This is a genomic window from Ignavibacteriales bacterium, assembly GCA_016709155.1.
Classification (GTDB): Bacteria; Bacteroidota; Ignavibacteria; order Ignavibacteriales; family Ignavibacteriaceae; genus JADJEI01.
Genome location: JADJEI010000001.1, coordinates 1621963 through 1645779, shown reverse-complemented (window position 1 = coordinate 1645779; position 23817 = coordinate 1621963). Strand labels below are relative to the sequence as shown.

Sequence of the window (23817 nt, the reverse complement as noted above, 5' to 3'; positions counted from 1 at the left end):
AATTAATATTGTGGAAAAATTATCTATGTAGTTCGATAAGTACTAATCTTTTCCCCTTTTTGTTTCGTATGTTGGTCGGTTTGTAATACAGCTCAAATATTGTGGATTTTTTAATATGGGATTTGTATTTCAGTTCTGCTTTTTGAAATTCTTCTTCCAATGCCCCCCCCTTCATTGCAAGAATATATGCTTTTTCTTTAATAATTGGGAGTGAATAACGTATTAAAATAATTAAAGGAACGGTCGCCCTGCTTACGATAAGATCAAACCTGCCCTTGTTTTTTGCTATAAATTCCGGACTCTCTACCCGATCACTTTCGGCGGTAATATTACTGAGTTTTAAGTTGTTAATAAATTCATTTACAGCAGTAATTTTTTTTGTTGTAGAATCTACCAGCACACCGGTTAATTCCGGTTTTACAATTGCCAGCGGGATGCCAGGGAACCCCCCTCCTGTTCCGATATCTATAAATTGACTGCACTTCTCAGGAATGAATTTTGAAATGTAAGCAGAAATACAAATATGCTTTTCAATAATGCCATCTATATCTTTTCTCGAGATTAAGTTTAACTTTTCATTTTTTTCGCTGACAAGCTTTGCAAAAAAAGCCAGTCTTTGTATTCGCATCGGATCGGGGTTGAAAGAATTTTCCCAGCAGAACGTTTGTAGTTCTTTGGCATATTGTTCTTGCTTATCTACCATAAAAAATCCTTAAAATTATTTCTTTAAATATACCAACAAAATAGAAATATCTGAAGGGGTTACACCCGATATGCGAGAAGCCTGACCGATAGAGCGCGGCTTTACTTTTGCAAGTTTTTCTCTCGCTTCAGTCGATAAATGCTTAATTTTTTGATAATCTAAATTTATCGGGAGTATTAAATCTTCATATTTTTCAAGCTTTGCAACTGCATCGTACTGTCTGGAAATATAACCTTCATACTTTAGCTCAATTTCTACTTGTGCTAATGCCTTTTCATCCTTTAACAATGCGATTGCTTGATCGTCATCCGAAGTACCATTAAATTCTAATAATTGTTTAAGATTGATTTCAGGACGTTTACAAAGCTTGGATATCGTTTCAGTTGAATCAATTTCATTTGAATTAAAAGAGGATAAAAATTCATTTACATTTCTTGCATGATATTTTTCATTACGGCAATAATTGATTCCATTGATAATTGTCTTTTCTCTGCTTTCTGCTTCTTTAAAAATATATTTTGGGACTAAACCATAGTCATAACCATATTTCATCAATCGTCTATCCGCATTATCCTGGCGAAGTAGCAGTCTATGTTCGGCTCTCGAAGTAAACATTCTGTAGGGTTCATCGGTAGATTTTGTAACCAGATCATCTATTAACACGCCGATATAAGCTTCGCTTCGCTTCAAAACAAATTCTGGTTTGCCCTGGATTTTTAACGCAGCATTGATTCCAGCAATTAATCCTTGAGCGGCAGCCTCTTCGTATCCGGATGTTCCATTTATTTGTCCCGCAAAATATAATCCGCAAATCAATTTTGTTTCTAAAGTTAAATCTACTTGCTGAGGCGGGAAGAAATCATACTCAACGGCATAAGCTGGGCGAACCATTTCAACTTCTTCTAATCCAACAATTTTGTGTAAAGCTTCAAGTTGAATTTCTTCAGCCAAAGAAGATGAAAATCCATTTAAATAAATTTGATCGGAATCTAATCCTTCAGGCTCAAGAAAGAGTTGATGACTTTCTTTATTTGCAAATCGAACAATCTTATCTTCAATCGATGGACAGTAACGAGGACCAACACCCTTAATTACTCCTGTAAACATTGGTGATTCTGCAAAACCCTTTTCAAGAATTCTATGAACAATTAAATTTGTATGTGTAATATGGCAGCTTACTTGCGGCAGGTACGGAAATTGAGATAAATCTGTTTGATGAGAAAATGGCTGAGGATTTTCGTCTCCGGGCTGCTCTTCTAAAATACTCCAGTTTATAGAATTCTTTTTTAATCTTGGCGGAGTTCCGGTTTTTAGCCTTCCACATTCAAACCCAAGTTTAACTAAAGATTCAGTAATTCCTAATGCTGGGCGCTCGCCAAATCTGCCGCCGCTGGTTTTATTTAATCCAGTGTGCATTAAACCGTTTAGGAAAGTTCCAGAGGAAAGTATCAATGCTTTACAATGAATTTCTTCCCCGCTTTGTGTTTTTATTCCAATCACTTTTTCATTTTCAGCAAGAACTTCCGTCAGCAGAGTCTTCAACGATTTCTAAGTTCTGTGTTGGAGAGATTATTCTATGCGCTTCTTCGGAGTATAATTTTCTATCAGACTGGCAACGCGGCGACCAAACGGCTGGACCTTTAGATTTGTTAAGCATTCTAAATTGAATCCCCGTTTTGTCTGCGATTTGTCCCATTACTCCGCCAAGAGCATCAATTTCTCTAACCAAATGTCCTTTTGCTGTACCTCCTATTGCGGGATTACAGGACATTCTACCTAGCGCAAACCTATCCATCGTAACCAGTCCAACGGAACAGCCCATTCTTGCCCCAGCCGCAGCTGCTTCAATTCCGGCATGACCACCACCAACTACAACTATATCAAATTTCTTCATTTTCTAATTTTTTTTGTTTCCACGTGAAACACAAATACTTGTGAAATGTTAATGATTTCCGTTTCACGTGAAACCGAAACTTACTTTCCAATGCAAAATTTCATAAAAATGTTATTTAAAATATCCTCCGATGTTACCTCACCAATTATCTCTGCAAGATTCATTTCGGCATTTCTTAAATCAACTGAGATAAATTCTCCACTCATTTTTTTGAGGATAGACTCTCTGGCATTCATTAAATTTTCTCTCGATTTCTTCAAGCAATTTAGATGTCTTAGATTTGTTACAATTGCAGATTTCTCTGTATAGGTTTCAGTGCCAATTGCAATCACGGTTAGCTTCTTCAACAACAATTCTATTCCTGCTCCTGTTTTAGCGGAGATCTTTGCATCGACATCTTTTACAATATTTTGATTCAAATCAATTTTATTTAATACCTTAATAATCTTATCAGAACTTGTAAAGTTCAACAAATCAATAAAAAGATCTTTTGATTCTGTCTGCTGAACATCTTCTAAAAAGATAACAACATCAGCAGTTCTAACTGTTTCCTGACTTCTCAGAATCCCCTCTTTCTCTATCGTATCTTCTGAAACGCGAATACCTGCGGTATCAAATAATCTAAACAAGATTCCACCAATTGAAACCTCTTCTCGAATTACATCACGAGTAGTTCCAGGAATTTCACTTACTATTGCTCGGGATTCTTTTAGTATATAATTCAAAAGCGAAGACTTCCCTACGTTTGGTCTTCCTACCAATGCCACATTAACGCCCTCCCGAATCACTCTTCCAAACGAATAGCTTTCCAGCAACGTATCAATTTCTATAATGATTGAGTCAATTATTTTCAGCAGCTCATCTTGATTGATAAATTCAATATCCTCTTCGGCAAAATCTAATTCAAGTTCAATAAATGAAGACGAGTTTAATAACTGAGTTCTTAAATCGTTTACTTTATTAGATAGTAACCCATCAAGTTGATTTCTTGCCCCACGAAATGAAGCTTCGGTTCTAGAGTTAATTACATCAGCGACTGCTTCTGCTTTTGCAAGATCTATTCTACTATTTAGAAATGCTCGCTTTGTAAATTCACCAGGTTCAGCTAATCTTACGTCAAAATTTGTAATTAAAAGCTCAATAATTTTTTGTGTTATGAGCGGATTTCCATGCGTGCTTATCTCAACACTATCTTCACCAGTATATGAGTTTGGAGCCCTAAATACAGATACCAAAACGTCATCAATGTGTTCGCCATCCTGATTTTTAATATCGCCATAATGCAATGTATGTGTTGCTGCATTATCAACCGTACTTTTGCCATAAAAAATATTATCTACAGCAGAAAACGATTGCGGACCGCTTACTCTAATAACAGAAATTGCACCAACTCCCGCAGGAGTAGCTAGCGCAACAATTGTATCTTCTTTCACTTTTAAAATGCTCGGAATTTGAAATAGTAAAAATAATCAATAATGAAAAGCATACCAATTTAATAATCAGAGTTAATTTAGCCAATCAAAAATAGCTTTGGCCAAAAAAAGGACATTATGACTGATGTTTGTGACGTTTTTTGTCCATATATAAATAATATGACAAATTCTCTGCCAAAAATGCAGCTTCTTTATTGTTTCAAATATGTTTATAATCTATTGTTTTATAATAAGTTATGAGAAAATAATGTTTCGGCACACTTGTTGTAAGTATGGAATCGAAACAAACAAAATAAACGTAACCTTAAAAATAAATAGGAGAAAAAAATGACACTCGTAAAATTCAACCCGGTCAGAGATCTTATAGATTTCGAAAGAGAGTTCAGCAAAATGTTTAACTCACTTGAAAACCGATTTGGTATTTCAAAGAACAAGGATGTTGATGCAGAATATGAAAACGCTGTTTGGATGCCATTAACAGACATCTATGAAAATAAAGACAACTTTACTTTAACAATCGATTTACCTGGAATCAAAAAAGAAGATGTTAAAATATCTTTTACGAATGGTAAGTTAAATATCAGTGGCGAAAGAATTCAGGAAGCCGAAACAAAAGAGGCAAAGTGCCATCGCATTGAAAAATCTTATGGCAAATATTTCAGATCATTTAATCTTCCAGAATTAATTCAAGCAGATAAAATAAATGCTGAATTCAATAATGGACAGTTAACTATAACTATCCCAAAAGCAGAAGAAGCAAAACCAAAAGAAATTGAAATAAAAGTTAAATAAGATAAGAGTAGATGAAGATGTGAATAAGGGTAACTTTTGGGTTACCCTTTTCTTTTGTCTAAATTTTGTTTGTCATTTTGTCCGCTTCGGCAGATTGTTCAGGAATCTAAAAAAATTTTTTTAGAACCTAATGCCAATGACACAGGTTGACATAACTATTTTATCTAAATTTAGAATAAGAAATTTTCTTATTCAGGTTTAAAATGGATTACAAAGATTACTATAAAATACTAGGTGTAGAAAAAACGGCTACGCAGGATGAAATAAAAAAAGCATACCGAAAGCTTGCTATGAAACATCATCCTGATCGCAACCCAGGGAATAAATCCGCTGAAGAAAAATTTAAAGAGATAACTGAAGCCAACGAAGTTTTAAGCGATCCTGAGAAAAGAAAAAAATACGATACTCTCGGTTCAAACTGGAATCAATATCGAAACACAGGCGGGCAAGGTTTTGATGATTTTTATTCTCATTTTGGTGGCGGAAGAAGACAGCCTGGTTCTGGTTCATCTTATGAATTTAGTGGAAACATAAACGATATCTTCGGAGGAATGGGAGGCGGAGGATTTTCTGATTTCTTTGAATCATTTTTTGGTGGCAGTGGAAAAGGATTTGGCGGAAAAACTCAACAGCAAAAAACAGCGATTGATGTTGAAGCAAACATGAACGTTACTCTTGAAGATGTTTTTGTCGGAAGCGAAAAGACAATTAGTGTTGAGGGAAAGAAATTAAAAATAAAAATCAATCCGGGAACAAAAGATGGACAGAAGCTTAGATTAAAAGGATTGGGTAGATCTAAAACTGCCGATGGTACAAAAGGAGATTTATATCTAAACATCCACATTCTTCAACATCCATTTTATGAGATTAAAGAAAACGATTTATATTACAATCTTGATGTTGATTTATACACTGCGGTTCTTGGTGGAAAAGAAAGTATAAGAACATTAGATGGAAAAACAATAAGCATTAATATTCCCGAAGGAACAGAATCAGAAACAACTTTGAGATTGAAGGGGCTGGGGTTAAGCAAGGAAATTGGCAGAGGCGACTTGTTTGTTAAAGTTCACGTTAACATTCCAAAAAATTTAAACAAAGAAGAAAAAGAATTATTTAATAAATTAAAAACATTAAGAACCTTCCCTTAATCACCCCCTAAGGAGGGAAAAAGGGACAGCTTATATTCTGTCACGTTGGGCTTGTCGAAACGTGACAACTTGAAAAAAAACAACCGTCATCTTTCGACAAGCTCAAGATGACAAATGGATCAAACAGGAGATAATAAATGACAGAAACACACAAAACAAAATTTGAATTTAAGGCTGAAACTAAAAAGCTATTAGATATTCTTGTACATTCACTTTACACAAGCAAGGATATATTTCTTCGTGAATTAATTTCAAACTCATCAGATGCTTTGGATAAACTTCGTTTTGAATCTAACAAAGGAACTGATATTGCAGACAAAGAATTGCCATTAGAAATTAAAATTGGATTTGATGATAAGAAAAACACGATTACAATTTCTGATACCGGAATTGGAATGACTCGTGATGAAATGATTGCAAACATTGGAACTATTGCTAAGTCTGGTTCGGAAGAATTTTTAAAACAGCTTTCAGATAACAAAGAAGCCGTCAACAATATTATCGGAAGATTCGGTATTGGATTCTATTCTGTTTTTATGGTTGCTAAGGAAGTTATCATCAAATCAAAATCTTACAAGAAAGATGAAGTTGCTGTTGAGTGGAAATCTGATGGGCTTGGTGATTATGAAATTTCTGATATTGACGGAGAGACAAATCGTGGAACTACAATTGAAATATTCCTTAAAGAAGAAACAAAAGAATTTGCCGAGAAATATCGTTTAGAATCAATTATAAAAAAACATTCTAACTTTATTTCTTTCCCGATTTATTTGGAGAATGAAAAGATTAATACAATTGCTGCAATTTGGCGTGAACCAAAAACCAATCTGAAAAAAGAACAGTACGATGAGTTCTACAAATTTTTAACATATGATAGCGAAGAACCGTTTGAAACAATTCACACATCGGTTGATGCGCCGATTCAATTTAATTCTTTGTTGTTCATTCCTAAAAAGAGTTATGAGTATTGGAGATTTAATCGTGATGATTACGGTTTGGATTTGTATGTTCGTCGCGTGCTCATTCAACATCAAAATAAAGAACTGCTGCCGGAGTATTTAAGTTTTGTAAAAGGTGTTGTTGATTCCGAAGATTTACCGCTTAATATTTCCAGAGAAACACTTCAAGAAAATGTTGTCTTTACAAAAATTGCCCAAAGTGTTGCAAGCAATATTCTTTCTGATTTAATTAAAGTTGCAAAAGATTCGCCAGAACGTTTTGCCGAATTCTGGAAAGAGCATGGAAGGATTTTTAAACTCGGTTATATGGATTTTACCAACACAGATAAATATAAACAGCTTTTAAGATTTAATTCATCCGTAAGTAAAGATGAAAAAGAACTTGTATCGCTTGAAGATTATGTTGGAAGAATGAAGAAAGATCAAAAAGAAATTTATTACTCACTTGGAAATAGTAAAGAAGCAATTGATTTAAATCCTCATCTTGAAATCTTTAAAGCAAAGGGATTAGAAGTTCTTTATTTGTACGATCCTGTTGATGAGTTTGTGGTTTCATCAATCCGCAAGCATAAAGATTTTGATTTTAAATCTGTTGATGGTGTTGATTTGAAGGAACTTGATAAACTTGAAGATGTTGAAAAGAATGAAGAGCCAAAAGAGAAGTTCAGTAAAGAAGATGATAAAGCTTTTGGCAAGCTGTTATTGAAGATGAAAGAAATACTTGGTGATAGAGTTACAGAAGTTCACGAATCTAAACGATTAAAGGGAAGTCCATCTTGTTTGATAAATCCAGATGATACGATGTCATCAACTATGCAAAAGATATTGAAGATGTCTAATCAGGGAATGGCAATGCCGCCGCAAAAAAGATTGATGGAGATAAATAAAGATCATAAGCTCATTAAAAACCTGATGAACGTCTTTAAGAAAAATGAAAGTGATCAATTTATTGCGGACACAACTGAGCAGCTTTATGAATCAGCATTATTGCTTGAAGGTAATCTTGAAGATCCACATAAACTTGTTCATAGATTAAATAAAATGTTAACAGATGCGAGGGAGTTGTATGTAGCGTCCCCCAGACCCTCCAAAGGCAGGGAGCTAAAATAATTTGCTAACTAAAATGTGAATGAAGAATGAATTATATATAGAAAGATTTTCTTATCCCTCTTCCCTTAGGGAAGAGGTTAGGAGATGGGCTTTTTTATGAATTTAAATAGACTAACTGTAAAAGCGCAGGAAGTTGTGCAAAGCGCAATTGAGATTGCACAAAACTATAACAACCAGGTTGTTGAGGCTGAACATGTTCTTGCTGCAATTGTTCAGGAAAGTGGAAATGTTGCAGAGAATGTTATAAAGAAAACCGGCGGAAATTTTAACGCTGTAAAATTAAAAGTTGTACAGCTTCTTGAAACGCTTCCAAAAGTAAGCGGAACGGGTTTGGGAAATCAGCAGATGTCTCAATCGCTTGCAAAGATTTTTGATATTGCGGCAGAAGAAGCGCGCAACTTAAAAGATGATTACGTTTCAACAGAACATATTTTGCTTGCGCTTTCTAACGACAAAGGAAAGGCAGGACAGCTTTTAAGAGATAACGGAATCACATATAAAGACATTCTTACTGCATTAAAAGATATTCGCGGAACACAACGAGTTACTTCTCAAAATCCTGAGGATACATATCAATCTTTACAAAAGTATGGAAGAGATTTAAATGAACTTGCAAAGCAGGGGAAACTTGATCCAGTTATTGGAAGAGATGAAGAGATTAGACGAGTGCTGCAGGTGCTTTCACGCAGAACAAAAAATAATCCTGTTTTAATTGGCGAGCCGGGAGTTGGCAAAACTGCAATTGCAGAAGGTATCGCCCACAGAATTATTTCTGGTGACGTTCCTGAAAATCTAAAGACAAAAAGAATTGTTGCACTCGATATGGGTGCGCTTGTTGCAGGTACACAATTCCGCGGACAGTTTGAGGAAAGATTAAAAGCAGTAATAAAAGAAGTTCAGCAAGCTGATGGAGAGATAATTTTATTCATTGATGAACTTCATACTCTTGTTGGCGCGGGTGCAACACAAGGGGCAATGGATGCGGCAAATATTTTGAAGCCTGCTTTGGCTCGTGGTGAACTTCATGCAATTGGCGCCACAACTCTTGATGAGTACAAAAAACATATCGAAAAAGATGCTGCACTGGAAAGAAGATTTCAACCTGTACTTGTTGGTGAACCATCCGAAGAAGATACAATTTCCATTTTGCGCGGACTTAAAGAACGATACGAAGTTCATCACGGCGTGCGAATAACTGATGGTGCAATTGTAGCGGCAACTCAACTTTCTGAAAGATATATCACAGATAGATTTCTTCCGGACAAAGCGATTGATCTGATTGATGAAGCGGCATCAAAACTTAGAATTGAAATTGATTCTATGCCCGAAGAGCTTGATACTCTTGAACGAAAAGTTAAGCAACTTGAAATTGAACGCGAAGCTTTGAAGCGAGAAAAAGATGATGCTTCTGCAAAACGACTTGAAGAATTACAGGATGAGCTAAGTGAATTGATCTCGCAACGATCAGAACTAAGAACGCATTGGGAAATGGAAAAAGGGAAGATTCAGAAAATCCGCACAATGAAAAGTGAGATTGAAAATCTAAAACAAGAAGCGGATAAGTTTGAACGTGATGGCGATCTTGGTAAAGTTGCGGAAATACGTTACGGCAGAATTGTAAATCTTGAAAAACAATTAAAAGAAGAAACTAAAAAACTTGCTGAGGCTCAACAAACTAAAAAAATGTTAAAAGAAGAAGTTGATGCTGAGGATATAGCAGAAGTTGTTGCAAAATGGACTGGAATTCCTGTTAGCAAAATGCTGGAAAGCGAACGTAGCAAACTTTTAAAACTTGAAGACGAGCTTCATCAAAGAGTTATAGGACAGGATGAAGCCGTTTCTGCTGTTTCAAATGCTATTCGTCGTTCACGTTCAGGATTGCAGGATGCAAATAAACCAATCGGTTCTTTTATTTTTCTTGGAACAACAGGCGTTGGTAAAACAGAGCTTGCCCGGGCACTTGCAGAAATTCTTTTTGATGATGAACACGCAATGATTCGAATCGATATGAGTGAGTATATGGAAAAGTTTTCTGTATCGCGATTGATTGGCGCACCTCCCGGTTATGTTGGATATGAAGAAGGCGGACAGTTAACCGAAGCTGTGCGGAGAAGACCTTATTCTGTTGTGCTGCTTGATGAAATTGAAAAAGCACACGCTGATGTTTTTAATGTTTTACTCCAGGTTTTAGATGATGGAAGATTAACCGATAACCAGGGACGAACCGTAAACTTTAAAAACACAATTATTATTATGACATCAAATCTTGGCTCTCATTTGATACAGGATAGACTTGATGCGTTTGATGAAGATAATGTTGAAAAATTTATGGGCGAGCTCAGACAGCAAATGCACGACTTACTGAGAAAAACTATTCGTCCTGAATTTTTAAACAGGATTGATGAAGTTGTTCTATTCAAACCTTTGTCACGAGTTGAGATTAGAAAAATTGTTGATATCCAGCTTAAGCGAGTGCAGAAAATGTTAAAGGGAAAAGAAATTATTCTTGATGTTTCTGATGAAGCAAAAGACTGGCTTGCACAGCTTGGTTACGATGTAAACTACGGTGCGCGTCCATTAAAACGAGTTATACAAAAATATCTTATCAATCCCCTTTCACAGGAATTGCTTGCAAGTAACTTTATTGAAGGTGAAACAATTAAAGTTAATGTTAGTGAGAAAGTTGGGCTTGTGTTTACGAAATAGATGCTCGATGCTCGATATTAGATGCTTGATTCCGGATGCCGAACAAAGACAATCAAACCGCAGGAGAAAACTACTGAGGTTTTGGGAGTAACCCCTATGTTATTTTCTCTCAGTAGTGATTACAAATTCTCTTTTCATTTTAAGTTTTCTCATTTTAGAGCCGAGAGTTTTCCGTTAATTCCTAGAAGCTGAGCTGCACTGTTTTCGCCGGTTACCTTTCCTTTAGAGATTTTTTAACGCAATTATAATATGCTCTTTTTCATTTTCCACTAATGTTTTGAATGATTTGAAATCTGATTCAGCCTGTTTCAGGTTCCCACCTAACAATTTTTCAAAATTTAAATTTGTTCCTTCTGAAACTATAATTGCCCGTTCAATCATATGTTCCAACTCACGGATATTGCCAGGCCAGTTATAATTTATAAATGTATCTATATCAGTTTTCTTTATTGATTTTAATTCTTTCCCTAATTTTTTTGAATATTTATCTATGAAATATTTTACCAATAAAGGTATGTCGTCTTTTCTTTCTCGAAGTGGTGGAACAACAATGGGAAACACATTTAATCTGAAAAATAAATCGGAACGAAATTTTCCTTGTTCAACTTCTTTTTCCAGATCCCGATTTGTGGCAGCAACAATGCGAACATCAGAATGAACTGTGCTTTTACCGCCAAGACGCTCAAATTCTTTTTCCTGTAAAACACGTAAAAGCTTTGCCTGAATTTCTAATGGCAATTCCCCGATCTCATCTAAAAATATTGTACCGCCATCAGCAACTTCAAATTTTCCAATCCTTTTTTCTAAAGCTCCGGTAAAGCTGCCTTTCTCATGTCCAAATAATTCGGATTCAATCAATTGCGCAGGTAGAGCAGCACAATTTACAGTTATGAAAGCATTCTCTTTCCGGTTTGATAAATTATGTATTGCCTTAGCAATTAATTCTTTGCCTGTACCGGTTTCACCCAAAATCAAAACTGTTGCATCGAGAGGAGCAACTTGTTTTACTTTATTTAATGTGTAGTTTATTTGCTGACTGTTTCCAATTATTTCCTGTATGTTGTGAGTTAAATTGATTTCATCCAGCAGATAATTCTTTTCTTGTTCAAGTTTTTTTGTAAGTATTTTTATCTCCTCAAAGGCATAAAGATTAGATAAAATCAAGCCTAAGTATGGTAGTAGATTCATAGCTAGGTCAATTTCATTAACTCCAAAAAAATGCCTCCCTGTTTTGAGTAAATATTAATTCCAGTACTGGTTCAATTTTGATTGCTGAATATGGAAGGCTTCTGCCTAATACAACTGTTAATCCGCCTAAATTTTTATATGAATGATGCAAAACCAGTAAGGAACTAACAGAGTTTTTCTCCTTCAACTGCTTTAAATGTAAAAATTGTTCACACATTTTATCGAACGACTTGCCGGTAACTTCTAAATGATTTTGTTCAACCTTTCCATTAACTTTTGATTTTAATGCCAGCAAGAACAAAGTTATGTTCCGGGTTGACGGCATTATTTTGAACTGATCTTTTTCATCTTTGATGAGCGAAAGAGTGCTGGACAAATTCATTGATGAATATTCAGTATGAAAGGCGATATAATCGCATGGGATTAATTTATTTGTCTCATCGGCTAATTTTTTAAATAAAGATTCTTTTTCCCTGATTGGAAGAAGATCTGCCAATAAACCAAGCTGTATTTCCTTTTCCTTACGCTTAAGTTCGTCATAACTGTTCACCTTTTCATAAACGGAACCTATCAAGCTGGCGAGCCTCAATAAAAAGCCTTCCTCTTTCTCGCCAAGAGCAGTTCCTTCAAGTGCTAATACAAGAAATCCGATAAGTTCACCACCGGTGTTTATTGGTATTAGGGAAAGTGAATTGATATTCATCTCACTAAGTACTTTGCCTAAGGGGGGATGTTTTATATTCTGAGGTTGCATAGCATTGAGTTGCTCTGGACTAAGGAGAGTTATTTCCGGATTTGAAATGGAAATGTTAAATGGAATAGAATTTACAGAAAACATCTGCAGCCATGCCATTGAATCCGTTACCCTTTTATCTTTTTCAATTTTAATGACAATGAATCCGAAATTTTCTTTTGACTTATCGTATAGTGCACCTCCACTGATTTTAATTCCATAAAACTCATGCAGTATTTGAAAGATCGTATATAATAAATTCTCTTTATCCTTTACTGTCGCTACATCATCGTACATAGATATCAGAAAGGATATATCTTCATCATTGGTTTGCATTTTAATCCCTTAATAAAATTAATTGCTCTTATTTAAGGGATGAAAATAAGCTGTTCCTCTTATATAAGCAACTATCTTAACAAAACATTTAAAAACAAAGAAAAATAAAGCTCATTTAAGTTTTTCACTGATGGCATTCATTATGCCTATTTGGTATGGATATTCAATATAGATTTAAAGATGAATCACTTGAAACAAAAACTATTAGCAAGGAAAGAAGAGTCGAGTATGGAACAAGAAATTACCGACAAAGCTGAGAAAGTAAAAGGAGAGCCAAAACAAAAAGGTAGGATAGTTTTAGAGTGGGTCGTGATAATAATCTACTTAGTACTTTTAATTTATTTTGTATTTAAACCATTAATGGAATTTATGTTGATGGTTGAATACAACTTCAAGCTCAGTATTATAAAATATTTCATTAATTGATGGAATGTTAATCAAAACAAAATAAAACTAATTAAACACAACCTTATAACAAACAAAGGAGTAAAAAATGAAAGACATAATTGAAAAAAGCATTAACCTCGGATTAGGTATTGCTGTAACTACAAAGAAAAAAGTAGAAAACCTTGTAGATGATATGATCGCTAAAGGACAACTGGAAAAACAAGAAAGGTCAAAAGCTGTAAAAGAAATAATGGCCAAACTTGAAAAAAGCGAAACTGAGTTTAAGGAAAAAACCAAAGCAGTTGTCAATGAAACAATAAACAATTTTGGATTTGCTACAAAGAAAGAAATTAACAATCTGAAAGCGACAATATCCGATATGCAGAAAAAAAAGAGTGCTAATTGAATTGAAGTGTATAAACCAATTTGATAAAGTATCCCGATAAAGAGATAAGTAGATTATGAAAAAAAATATCCGCAGACGCTTTAATAATTTAAATCGTTACCAGGAAATTCTAAAGGTATTTATCAAATACGGTTTTAACGACATTGTTAGTAAGATCAGCATTGCCAAACGAATTCGAATTAATAAGAATCCGATTTCTACACAAAGCCAAAACATTAATGCTCTCAGTACTCCAGAACGCCTGCGAATGGCGTTCGAAGAACTGGGAGCTACATTTATAAAGTTAGGACAGATGCTCAGTCTTCGATCGGATTTTATTCCTGCAGAACTCGCTGCTGAACTTTCCAAATTACAGGATAGTGTACAAAAGGATGAGATTGAGAAAATCAAATCTGTTTTGACTAAAGAATATGGTAAATCTATAAACGATGTTTTTTTAGAATTTGATGAAACTCCAATTGCGGCAGCTTCCATTGCACAAATTCATAAAGCCAAATTAAAGAATGGCGAAACAGTTGCTGTAAAAATTTTGCATCCGGGTGAAGCAGAAAAAATTGAATCAGACCTTGAAATTTTAAAGAACCTTTCAAGATTGATCGAAACACATATTCCGGAAAGTAAACCTTATCAGCCGGTTGAAATAATAAAAGAATTTGAAAAAACAATTAAGAAGGAATTAAACTTAGTTTTTGAGGGATATAATATTGACACATTCCGAAATTATTTTCAGGATGATCCTACCATCAAAATACCAATCGTTTATTGGGAATATTCTACAGAAGGCATTTTAGTAACAGAATTTATTAATGGAATTAAAATATCGGAACTTCTAAAAAATGAACAAACCTACGCGGATTGAAAACTGATTTGATGGAATTTATAAGTCATTACTACAAAGTTCCATTAAACAGAATAAATCTATCTAAACTTATAGATGAATTCGTTGAATTGCTCCGAACACATCAGATTAAATTGCCAGCGGACCTCAGTGTATTGATCAGAACACTTGCAATAACAGAAGCCGGTGCAAGAGAACTATATCCTCAATTTAATTTAGCTGAAATATTAATCCCTTTTACAAAGAAAGCATATTTAAATAAACTAAATCCGTTTACCAGGTTCCGGTCATTAATCAGAACAGCAGAAGAAAGCTTCGATATATTAAAAAAATTACCGGAAGATCTGCGAAATATTCTTTACAAACTTCGTAACGACAAATTCACAATCACTTTTAAATACGACGGGCTTGAAGAATTTGGAAGAAGAATTGACTCAGCAAGCAACCGTCTTTCATTTGCAATAATTATTGCAGCTCTCATAATCGGCTCATCATTAATTATGTACTTAAGTAAAGGAACTCTTCTGTGGGATTATCCGATGATAGGTATTAGCGGTTTTGTCGTTGCATCTGTTCTAGGTTTATGGCTGCTCATTGGCATCATGCGATCTGGGAAGCTGTGATAAAAACAATTGAATAAAACTCTAAGTCATAAAACAATTAAATAAGATAATGAAATGAACCATGAAATAATTGAAATGGATAACAACACCCGCATGAAAACGGGAGGATTAAAAATCTCCAAAGGTTTGATGAAAATAAACGGGGAATATCTTATAGAAAGAATAATCAGAATCGGACGTACTAACGGGATAACAAATTTATTTTACATAATTAATTCACACGAACCGAAACTTAAGCAATACTTGTCAGCAAATAATTTCGGTCTTAAGTTAAATCTTATTGAATTGGAAAATGTAAGTCCCCTGCAAAGTTTAATTGGATTGACATCCTTTCTTAAAATTGAACCCTTTTTCCTGGTAAATGCAAATTCTGTTTTTCTTGAGAATGAATTCTCAGAGTTTGTAACCTATTCATTACTGCAGGAAGATTCCGACGGAGCTCTTGCTGTAACAAAACACATTAATGATGAAAAACCACTTAGTGTAGCAATGAATGATGAAGATATAATTTTAAAATTCAATGATGCAAAGGACGGTTATAACTGGGTTAATGGTGGTATATACTATTTCTCTCCAAACATATTCGACGAGACGAAACATGCACTACAAGCTGGAATAGTACGGTTAGAAAAATTCTTACAGTTATTGATTATAAAAGGATATATACTAAAAGGATTTTCGTTTTCAAATATTATTAATGTTGAAAAGGTTGCTGATTTTTCTAAAGCAGAAGATTTGATCAGAGGAAATTAATAAAGTCGATACCTCAACTATTTTTTGTTTGAAACATATAGCGAAATTTTTTATAAAAAATTATTGATCTACATCCTTCGCTAACAATTCTTATCAATACTCAAAACAAACATTATTTACAAATAATAAAGGAAGTCTATTATGACAAATCAACATTCATCTAAAGCTCTGAACATTGCACTTTGGGCAGCACAGATATTTTTAGCTCTCGTGTTCTTTATTACCGGTGCAGCGAAATTATTTCTACCCATTGAAAATTTGAATGCTCTTATCCCCTGGACAAAAGATGTCAACTCACTACCAGTAAGGTTAATCGGCTTATCCGAAATTATAGGAAGTCTGGGTTTAATACTTCCCTCACTGCTTCGTATTAAACCACAGCTTACTTCCTTGGCTGCAATCGGTGTTGCCTTCGTTATGCTGCTTGCAACTTTATTTAATATATCAATGGGTGAAACGTCGGTTATAGGAATAAACATTTTGCTTTTCCTGCTTGCAATATTTGTTGCCTGGGGAAGATTTAAGAAATCTCTAATCCCACCAAGGTACCCTGTGCGTAGATATTCTTTAAATCAAAAATAGAATAAGAAAAAGTCTTTTTGCTATGCCTATTATAAACTGCCAGAGAAGCCAAATGAGATTAAAGATAGACGATTATCTCTCATCTCAAATCAAAGTCACTCCTTTTATTCAAGGAATAAGATTAAGCTATTGCTTTAATAAAAGCATAGCAAATTTAAAATCCTCTCAATTTATTCATTAAATAAGGATTTTAATCCCTCTAAAAAGTGGCTCACCAATTGGATTTATAAATTCAAAAGAATTTAAACACGAAAGAAAAAATATAAAGCTACTTGAAAAAAAGGTAGCAATTGTAACAGGATCTGAATGAACCTTATCAATCAAACAAAAACAGGAAGAGAAAATGGATAACAATAATTTCAAATCAGCAAAAGACGTTATTAAACATTGGTATATCGTATTAATAATTGGAGTAATTTTTATTGGATTGGGTATGTGGGTTATTCCAACACCTGAAGCAGCGTTTGTCTCATTATCCATTTTATTTAGTATAACTTTTCTGATTACAGACATTCTTGAAATAATTTCTTCAATCGATTTTCGAAACAAGTTTGATGGATGGGAACAGTCATTGGCTATTGGATTTTTTGATGTCATAATTGGCTTAATGATTCCTATGCAATCGGAGATTTCAATTGTTGTTCTCCAGCTTATGGTAGGATTTGTAATGTTATATCGTTCCGTAATGGGTATTAACTGGTTAATCGGAATGAATGATTACGATATACCAAGCTGGAGCTGGCTGCTTATTATCAGCATTATCAGTGGTGCACTTTCCATTTTAATTTTAGGAAAGCCGGCTTTTGTAGAAATGACTATCTCTTTACTAACAGGACTGGCTTTAATAAGCGTCGGTATCTTCTACATCAGTTTATCATTGGCAATAAAAAAATTAAAAATTAATCAATAAACCTTATCAATCAACAAAAAACAGGAGTAAAAAATGTATAACGAAACTTTCAAATCAATAAAAGATGCAATCAAACATTGGTATCTTCTATTAATACTTGGCATTATTTTCATTGCCACAGGTATCTGGGCTCTTATTACACCTACGGCAACTTACCTCTCATTAGCTATCTTATTCAGTGTAACTTTTTTTGTTACAGGTATCCTTGAAATAATTTTTTCAATTAGTTATAGAAAGCAGTTGGATGGCTGGGGCTGGTCATTGGCATCTGGAATTCTTAATTCCATATTAGGTTTTATACTTATTCTGAATCCGCAGATTTCAATTATTACTTTACCGCTCTTTGTAGGATTCGTAGTTCTATATCGTTCTATGATGGCTATAGCATGGTCAATTGAATTGAAAAAATACAAAGTATCGAACTGGGGCTGGTTGCTTTTCACAGGCATCCTTGGTGCAATATTTTCATTCATACTTTTATGGAATCCTCTCTTTGCCGGTTTAACGGTTGCAGTATTTACAGGAATTGCACTTATAGCTATCGGTATCTTTCATGTTCATTTTTCAATTGAGCTGAAAAAGTTAAATACTATATCCAAAAAATAAAATCATTCAAACCAAAAGTTAGATTATAAAATAAAGGAGAAATTTTAATGAACACACCACAACAGACCGGTAGTAATCAAAACAGAGAGGGGAATCCGGTCGATGGTAACGAACAAAAAGGAAAGGTAAACTATAAAATGTATCTCTGGTTTATAGGTCTCCTCATCCTTAACTATTTTATTGGAAAATATTTTGCTGATAGAATGTCCGATCTGGAAAAAATTCCATACACCGTTTTTAAGCAAGAAGTCTTAGACCACAACGTGAAAGAGATATACAGTAAAGGTTTATCACTTACCGGAAATTTTATAAATCCGGTAACTATACCAAGTGTAGAGACTAATGGTTTTAAAACAGACACTACATCTGTCAAAGTAGTTCACTTCACAACTGAATTGCCTTCGTTTATCGATCCCGGACTTGAAGCACTCTTAATTGAAAATGGAGTGACTATACGTGCCGAACCAATTCAGGAAGCGAATGACCCTATTTTGTCTTTTCTGATGATGTTTGGTCCTACTATACTAATCATAGCTTTTTACTTCTCTATGTACAAAAAAATGCAACGAGGCGGAGGCGCAGGTGGGGGCTTTATGGGAATGTTTGGTAGCAGCAGTCATGTGAAAAAATTTGATAAGGAAAAGAGCCCTGAAGTTACCTTTAATGATGTTGCCGGTATTGATGAAGCTAAGAATGAATTGGAAGAGATAGTTGATTTTTTAAAAAATCCTCAAAAATATACCAGGCTTGGTGGTTCTGCTCCTAAAGGAGTTTTGCTCATTGGTGCACCTGGTACCGGAAAAACATTATTAGCAAAAGCAACTGCAGGTGAAGCGGGTGTCCCATTCTTTTCAATGAGCGCTTCTGAATTTGTTGAAATGATTGTTGGAGTTGGCGCTTCAAGAGTGAGGGATTTGTTCAAACAGGCAAGAGAAAATGCCCCGTCAATTATTTTTATTGATGAGCTTGATGCTATAGGTCGTTCCCGTGGGTCTATATCGATGGGCGGTACAAGTGAACATGAACAAACCTTAAATCAGATACTTACTGAAATGGATGGATTCTCAGGCAGGGAAGGTGTTATAGTTTTAGCTGCAACAAATCAACCAAATGTTTTGGATAAGGCTCTCCTAAGACCGGGACGTTTTGACCGACGTGTTGTAGTAAACCTTCCGGATAAAAATGGACGGGGAGCAATCTTAAAAGTTCATACACGTAAAGTACCTTTGGCTCCGGATGTTAATCTCCAGGAAATTGCATCTACAACTCCGGGATTATCAGGCGCTGATATTCAAAATCTTGTTAATGAAGCAGTACTTTTGGCTGCGAAGAAAGAAAAGGATAATATCTCTCAAAAAGATTTTATGGATTCACTTGAAAAAATTATTCTTGGTCCGGAACGTTCTTTAATAATGACCAAAGAAGACCGTGAACGGATTGCATATCACGAAAGCGGGCATGCAATTCTTGGGTTGGTTGTCCCTGGTGCTGATCCTGTAAACAGAGTTACTATAGTACCTCGCGGACAGGCATTAGGTGTAACTTATCAGCGTCCTGTTAGTGACCGATACAACTACACAGAAGAATATTTGCGGGCGAGGATCATAGGAATGCTCGGTGGACGCACTGCTGAAGAGATTGTTTATGGCAACAAAATCACGGGAGCTGAAAATGACATTGAACAGGCTACTAATTTTGCCCGACAGATGGTAACGCGCTGGGGTATGAGCGATGCTTTAGGTATGGTTCAACTTGTCGAATCTAATAATCCTTATTTAAGTGGTATGGGCGGTTATGGCAGAAGAGAATTCAGCGAAGAGACTGCTAAATTAATTGATCAGGAAGTACATAAAATTATTAATGAGTGCTATAAAGAGGCGAAGGAATTATTAAATGAACATCGTATGCAGCTTGATTCACTTGCTGCAGCTCTGATGGATAGGGAAACACTCGATGAAAAAGAGATTCTTCTGGTAACGGGACTTATGCCTTCACGTGAACTTATAAATGAAAAAATATTAGTATGAAGAGAAACACAATAATAATATATGCCGCAGGAGAAAACTTCTGCGGTTTTTTATTTTAAACCGTTGTTTTCTTTGGTGAGAATGAGGAAATTTAAAGCTAAAAATAATTTCTGTCACGGTACGATCGTGACAGCCTAGCAACGGATCAGCAATATTGAGTGCAATATGAATAATGATAGAAGCCGGGTTTGCCCCGTTGAGCTGGCAAATTCCCTCGACAATAAAATCAGAAGATGGTTACAAAATCCGCAAAAAATACTTTCTCCTTATGTTAAGGAAGGGATGAAGATTCTTGATGTTGGATGTGGTCCCGGATTTTTTTCAGTCGAGTTAGCGAAAATTGTTGGTGCACACGGAAAAGTATACTCTGTAGATTTACAGGAAGGAATGCTGCAAAAACTTCGTAATAAAATTAACGGGACACCTCTTGAACAGATAATACAGTTAATAAAATGTGAGAAGGACAAAATTGTTGTGCCGGAGAAAGTAGATTTTATTCTTGCATTTTATATGGTTCACGAAGTTCCGGATAAAGATAAACTTTTTGCGACACTAAAAAAATTTTTGAATGATGGGGGAGAATTCTTAATTGTAGAACCAAAATTATTTCACGTATCGAAAAAAGAATTTGACTCGACAATAGAAAAGGCAAAGGCAGTCGGATTTAACGCTGTGAAAGGTCCAAAATTGCCTTATAGTTTTTCAGCATTATTAAAGAACGCCTGAGCAGAAAATCAACCCGCCCGCCACACCATATTTATCAACCCTTGTCTCAGACAAAACATTTTACTGTTTCGGTTCGGCTATAACCAATCACCACCCAAAACACTAATTTTCCACCTGTCCTTTATCTTCCTCTTTTTAGAGTTTTTCTCAGAATATTAATTGCCAGATATCAAGACAATTGATATAGGCTGATTTACATCAACAAAATAAGGAGCTACGAAATGTATATTGATATAGCTTTTTACAGCAAACTACTTTTGCTGTTTTCATTATCTGTTATATTATTACCCTCAATTGCTTTTGGGCAGGACATAAAAATCTATGTGAGTGATGCGGGAAACTTTTCAAATCCCCCGTGGCAAATTTTAAAGTTTGATGAAAACAGTGAGAATCCCGAAACTTTTATAGATACGGCTCTTGCCTGGCCGCAGGACATTGTTTTTCTGGAAGAACAGCAAGTAGTGCTAATATCAAACTTAAATACCGGCAGGATAACAAAATATAATTCGTCTACCGGAGAATATATCGGAGACTTTGCCACCGGTATTGGTGGACCAACCAGAATGAAAATCGGTGCCGATAGCTTGCTTTATGTACTGCAGTGGTCGGGTAACGGAAAGGTTTGGCGATACCAACTTGACGGAGCTTTTGTTGATGAGTTCACAGGCGTAGGCATAACACAGAGTATTGGTATCGACTGGGATGATGAAGGTAATTTGTATGTCTCTTCATATGGCGCAGCTTCTGTTAGAAAATTTGATCCGGACGGTAACGATCTTGGACTTTTTGTTAATACAAATCTCGCGGGTCCAACTAATATCTGGTTTGATGACAATGGCGACCTGTTAGTGATTGATTATAATGGAACAGCAGTAAAAAGATTTGATTCGACTGGAGTATTTGTCAGCAACTTCATAACCGGTTTGGGTCAGGCAGAGGGAGTAGATTTTTTCTCCAATGGAAATATACTTATCGGAAACGGTGTAACTCATTCGGTTAAGATGTTCGATAGTAACGGTGTTTACATAGAGGATTTTATTCCAAGCGGTTCAGGTGGTCTGATGAATCCAAATGCGGTGGTTATCAGAGAAATAAATGTGTCCTCAGTTTCCGATGATGGTGATCTTGTTGCCAATAGTTTTATCTTGGAACAGAATTATCCCAATCCATTTAATCCAAGTACCAAAATAAGTTGGCAGTCTCCTGTAAGCGGTTGGCAAACATTAAAAATATTAGATGTTCTTGGCAGAGAGATTGAAACTCTGGTTGATGAATTTAAAAATGCTGGTTTTAATTCTATTTTATATACTGTAAATTCATCCTTGTCTAGTGGAGTTTATTACTATCAACTAAAAGCAGGAAACTTCATTCAAACAAATAAAATGGTTTATTTAAAATGAGAAAAATCATTAATAGCATTTTTTATCTTGCATTATTCTTAACAATTAATCTGGTTGCTCAGCACAAGCTCGATGATTATGGTGCGTTGTTTATTCAAGCAATAAATTCTGCCTCTGAAGCTGAACAAAGAGAAATTATATCAAGAATATTTTCTCAATCTGCTATTAATGAAGTTGGAATTGATAGACTGCTTGGCTTGGTAAAACAATTACACGATAGTTATGCCCCCATAGTATATCATCATTCAGAAACCTTAACCTTTAACAAGCCTGAAGGTATGAGCTATATTATGCATATCTATGCTAAGAAAGATGGCGACGTGATGTGGCAGGATTTTCAAATGCGGCTTGATCCTGAACCGCCTAACAAATTAAAGACAATAGGATTTATTGCTGAGGTTTCTGAACCTATAGCGCTTCCCAATGGCAGTATCGAACAGAAGGAGACTCTAGACTGGCTCAATGGTTATATCCAGACGTTAAATTCAAAATATGATTTGTATGGAAGTATTTTGATTGCAAGAGGGAATAATATTCTTTTTGAAAAATATTTTGGATTTGCAGATAAGGAAAAAACTAGTCCAATAAATTCAAATTCTTTATTTGGAATGGCTTCCGGTGGAAAAATGTTTACAGCATTATGTATCGCTAAATTAGTCGAGGATAAGAAGCTGAATTATAACGATCATATAACAAAATATATTGATGGCTTTTCAGATAAAACAAAAGCGGATAAAATAACAATACACAACTTACTTACTCATACATCAGGAGTAGAACATTATTGGTGGGGACAAAAAAGCGAAGCTTACAGTAATGCAGTTACAATCAATGATCACCTAAAAATGGTTTTAGATGTTGGGTTTAAAAGTGATGCGGGAAAAGAATACGAGTATAATAATTCAAACTATATTCTGCTGGGAGCGATCATCGAAAAAGTTTCCCGAACGGATTACTTTACCTTCGTTAAAGAAAATATTCTTGATAAAGCCGGGATGAGTAACAGCGGTTATTTTAACAATGAAACAAATAATACTGTCTCTCCATTGGTTCGATCAGAAAAAGGTGATAGTTGGATTGAGGTCGAAAGAGTAAAAGGTAAAGGCAGTTCTGCCGGAGGTTCTTATTCCAACGTTAATGATATGTTAAAATTTTCTAACGCGCTAAAAAATAATTTAATTGTTTCAAGGGAAACGTTTAAAAACATGATATCAATTAAAAACAATAATATGGTTGCTACCGAAGATTATGGTTATGGATTTATAATTGGTAAATCGGCTCGGGAGATAAGTTACGGACATGGCGGCACAGCAAAGGGAGTCAATTTTGAGTTCAGATATTTTCCTAATTCTGATATAACATTTGTTATATTCTCTAATCAGGATAATGGTGCTTATGATGATTTAAAGCGGAATACTATTAAACTTATAACCGGAGAAAGATAAAATACATTGTTGTTGGTGGTGATTGTAAACAGGTTATTGAAGACTATCTTTTTTAGCAAGAATAATTAAAATTAATGTTTATGAACAGCATTAAAAAACTCGACGTTGTTAA

Annotated in this window: 20 protein-coding genes and 1 pseudogene; 16 read left to right on the top strand and 5 right to left on the bottom strand. The window is 35.0% G+C overall.

From position 1 onward, the window contains the following. Positions 1 to 19 precede the first annotated feature (19 nt). The 3 genes and pseudogenes from rsmG to mnmE form a co-directional block, all read right to left on the bottom strand. Entirely contained in the window at positions 20 to 703 is a 684-nt protein-coding gene (gene rsmG, locus IPH11_07900) for a 16S rRNA (guanine(527)-N(7))-methyltransferase RsmG (protein ID MBK6913579.1), read from the bottom strand. Between the two features lie 15 nt (positions 704 to 718). Then, a pseudogene (mnmG, locus tag IPH11_07895) lies at positions 719 to 2597 on the bottom strand (tRNA uridine-5-carboxymethylaminomethyl(34) synthesis enzyme MnmG). An 80-nt stretch (positions 2598 to 2677) separates the two neighbouring features. Then, entirely contained in the window at positions 2678 to 4030 is a 1353-nt protein-coding gene (mnmE, locus tag IPH11_07890; protein MBK6913578.1) for a tRNA uridine-5-carboxymethylaminomethyl(34) synthesis GTPase MnmE, read from the bottom strand. A 327-nt stretch (positions 4031 to 4357) separates the two neighbouring features. Between mnmE and IPH11_07885 the strand changes: the two genes are divergently transcribed. From IPH11_07885 to clpB, 4 genes are all read left to right on the top strand, one after another. Continuing rightward, on the top strand, positions 4358 to 4822 hold the full coding sequence (locus IPH11_07885; GenBank protein ID MBK6913577.1) for an Hsp20/alpha crystallin family protein: 465 nt from the start codon (positions 4358 to 4360) through the stop codon (positions 4820 to 4822). Positions 4823 to 5025: 203 nt separating this feature from the next. After that, on the top strand, positions 5026 to 5970 hold the full coding sequence (locus IPH11_07880) for a J domain-containing protein (GenBank protein ID MBK6913576.1): 945 nt from the start codon (positions 5026 to 5028) through the stop codon (positions 5968 to 5970). A 137-nt stretch (positions 5971 to 6107) separates the two neighbouring features. Then, positions 6108 to 8039: a molecular chaperone HtpG gene (htpG, locus tag IPH11_07875; GenBank protein ID MBK6913575.1), complete on the top strand. Its 1932-nt coding sequence runs from the start codon at positions 6108 to 6110 to the stop codon at positions 8037 to 8039. A 96-nt stretch (positions 8040 to 8135) separates the two neighbouring features. Next, positions 8136 to 10745, top strand: a complete 2610-nt coding sequence (gene clpB, locus IPH11_07870; GenBank protein ID MBK6913574.1) for an ATP-dependent chaperone ClpB — start codon at positions 8136 to 8138, stop codon at positions 10743 to 10745. Positions 10746 to 10967: 222 nt separating this feature from the next. Here the strand turns inward: clpB and IPH11_07865 are convergent, their stop codons facing one another. Together IPH11_07865 and IPH11_07860 are read right to left on the bottom strand one after the other, a co-directional pair. After that, positions 10968 to 11933 carry a sigma 54-interacting transcriptional regulator gene (locus IPH11_07865; protein ID MBK6913573.1) on the bottom strand — a complete coding sequence of 322 codons (966 nt, stop codon included), beginning with the start codon at positions 11931 to 11933 and terminating at the stop codon, positions 10968 to 10970. Between the two features lie 16 nt (positions 11934 to 11949). Next, on the bottom strand, positions 11950 to 13002 hold the full coding sequence (locus tag IPH11_07860) for a GAF domain-containing protein (protein ID MBK6913572.1): 1053 nt from the start codon (positions 13000 to 13002) through the stop codon (positions 11950 to 11952). A gap of 228 nt (positions 13003 to 13230) precedes the next feature. On the opposite strand from IPH11_07860, the gene IPH11_07855 reads away from it, so the two are divergent. The 12 genes from IPH11_07855 to IPH11_07800 all read left to right on the top strand — a co-directional run bounded on the left by IPH11_07855 (position 13231) and on the right by IPH11_07800 (position 23705). Continuing rightward, entirely contained in the window at positions 13231 to 13428 is a 198-nt protein-coding gene (locus IPH11_07855; protein MBK6913571.1) for a hypothetical protein, read from the top strand. Positions 13429 to 13495: 67 nt separating this feature from the next. Then, on the top strand, positions 13496 to 13795 hold the full coding sequence (locus tag IPH11_07850) for a hypothetical protein (protein ID MBK6913570.1): 300 nt from the start codon (positions 13496 to 13498) through the stop codon (positions 13793 to 13795). Positions 13796 to 13850: 55 nt separating this feature from the next. After that, positions 13851 to 14654, top strand: a complete 804-nt coding sequence (locus IPH11_07845; protein ID MBK6913569.1) for a hypothetical protein — start codon at positions 13851 to 13853, stop codon at positions 14652 to 14654. Then, positions 14651 to 15256 (top strand): hypothetical protein, encoded by a 606-nt coding sequence (locus tag IPH11_07840; GenBank protein MBK6913568.1) that lies wholly within the window; start codon positions 14651 to 14653, stop codon positions 15254 to 15256. Before IPH11_07845 ends, IPH11_07840 begins: the two co-directional genes overlap by 4 nt. A gap of 54 nt (positions 15257 to 15310) precedes the next feature. After that, positions 15311 to 16009 carry a hypothetical protein gene (locus IPH11_07835; GenBank protein ID MBK6913567.1) on the top strand — a complete coding sequence of 233 codons (699 nt, stop codon included), beginning with the start codon at positions 15311 to 15313 and terminating at the stop codon, positions 16007 to 16009. A 141-nt stretch (positions 16010 to 16150) separates the two neighbouring features. Next, the gene (locus IPH11_07830) at positions 16151 to 16591 is read left to right on the top strand and encodes a DoxX family protein (GenBank protein MBK6913566.1); all 441 of its coding nucleotides are present in this window, start codon (positions 16151 to 16153) and stop codon (positions 16589 to 16591) included. Positions 16592 to 16934: 343 nt separating this feature from the next. Next, complete coding sequence (locus IPH11_07825; protein ID MBK6913565.1) at positions 16935 to 17501, top strand: DUF308 domain-containing protein; 567 nt, start codon at positions 16935 to 16937, stop codon at positions 17499 to 17501. A 33-nt stretch (positions 17502 to 17534) separates the two neighbouring features. After that, on the top strand, positions 17535 to 18107 hold the full coding sequence (locus tag IPH11_07820) for a DUF308 domain-containing protein (protein ID MBK6913564.1): 573 nt from the start codon (positions 17535 to 17537) through the stop codon (positions 18105 to 18107). A gap of 47 nt (positions 18108 to 18154) precedes the next feature. Continuing rightward, a complete protein-coding gene (gene ftsH / locus IPH11_07815; protein ID MBK6913563.1) occupies positions 18155 to 20134 on the top strand; it encodes an ATP-dependent zinc metalloprotease FtsH in 1980 nt (659 codons plus the stop codon). 165 nt (positions 20135 to 20299) lie between these two features. Further along, on the top strand, positions 20300 to 20860 hold the full coding sequence (locus IPH11_07810) for a class I SAM-dependent methyltransferase (protein MBK6913562.1): 561 nt from the start codon (positions 20300 to 20302) through the stop codon (positions 20858 to 20860). Positions 20861 to 21081: 221 nt separating this feature from the next. After that, complete coding sequence (locus IPH11_07805; protein ID MBK6913561.1) at positions 21082 to 22260, top strand: T9SS type A sorting domain-containing protein; 1179 nt, start codon at positions 21082 to 21084, stop codon at positions 22258 to 22260. Next, a complete protein-coding gene (locus IPH11_07800) occupies positions 22257 to 23705 on the top strand; it encodes a beta-lactamase family protein (protein MBK6913560.1) in 1449 nt (482 codons plus the stop codon). Before IPH11_07805 ends, IPH11_07800 begins: the two co-directional genes overlap by 4 nt. Positions 23706 to 23817 lie beyond the last annotated feature (112 nt).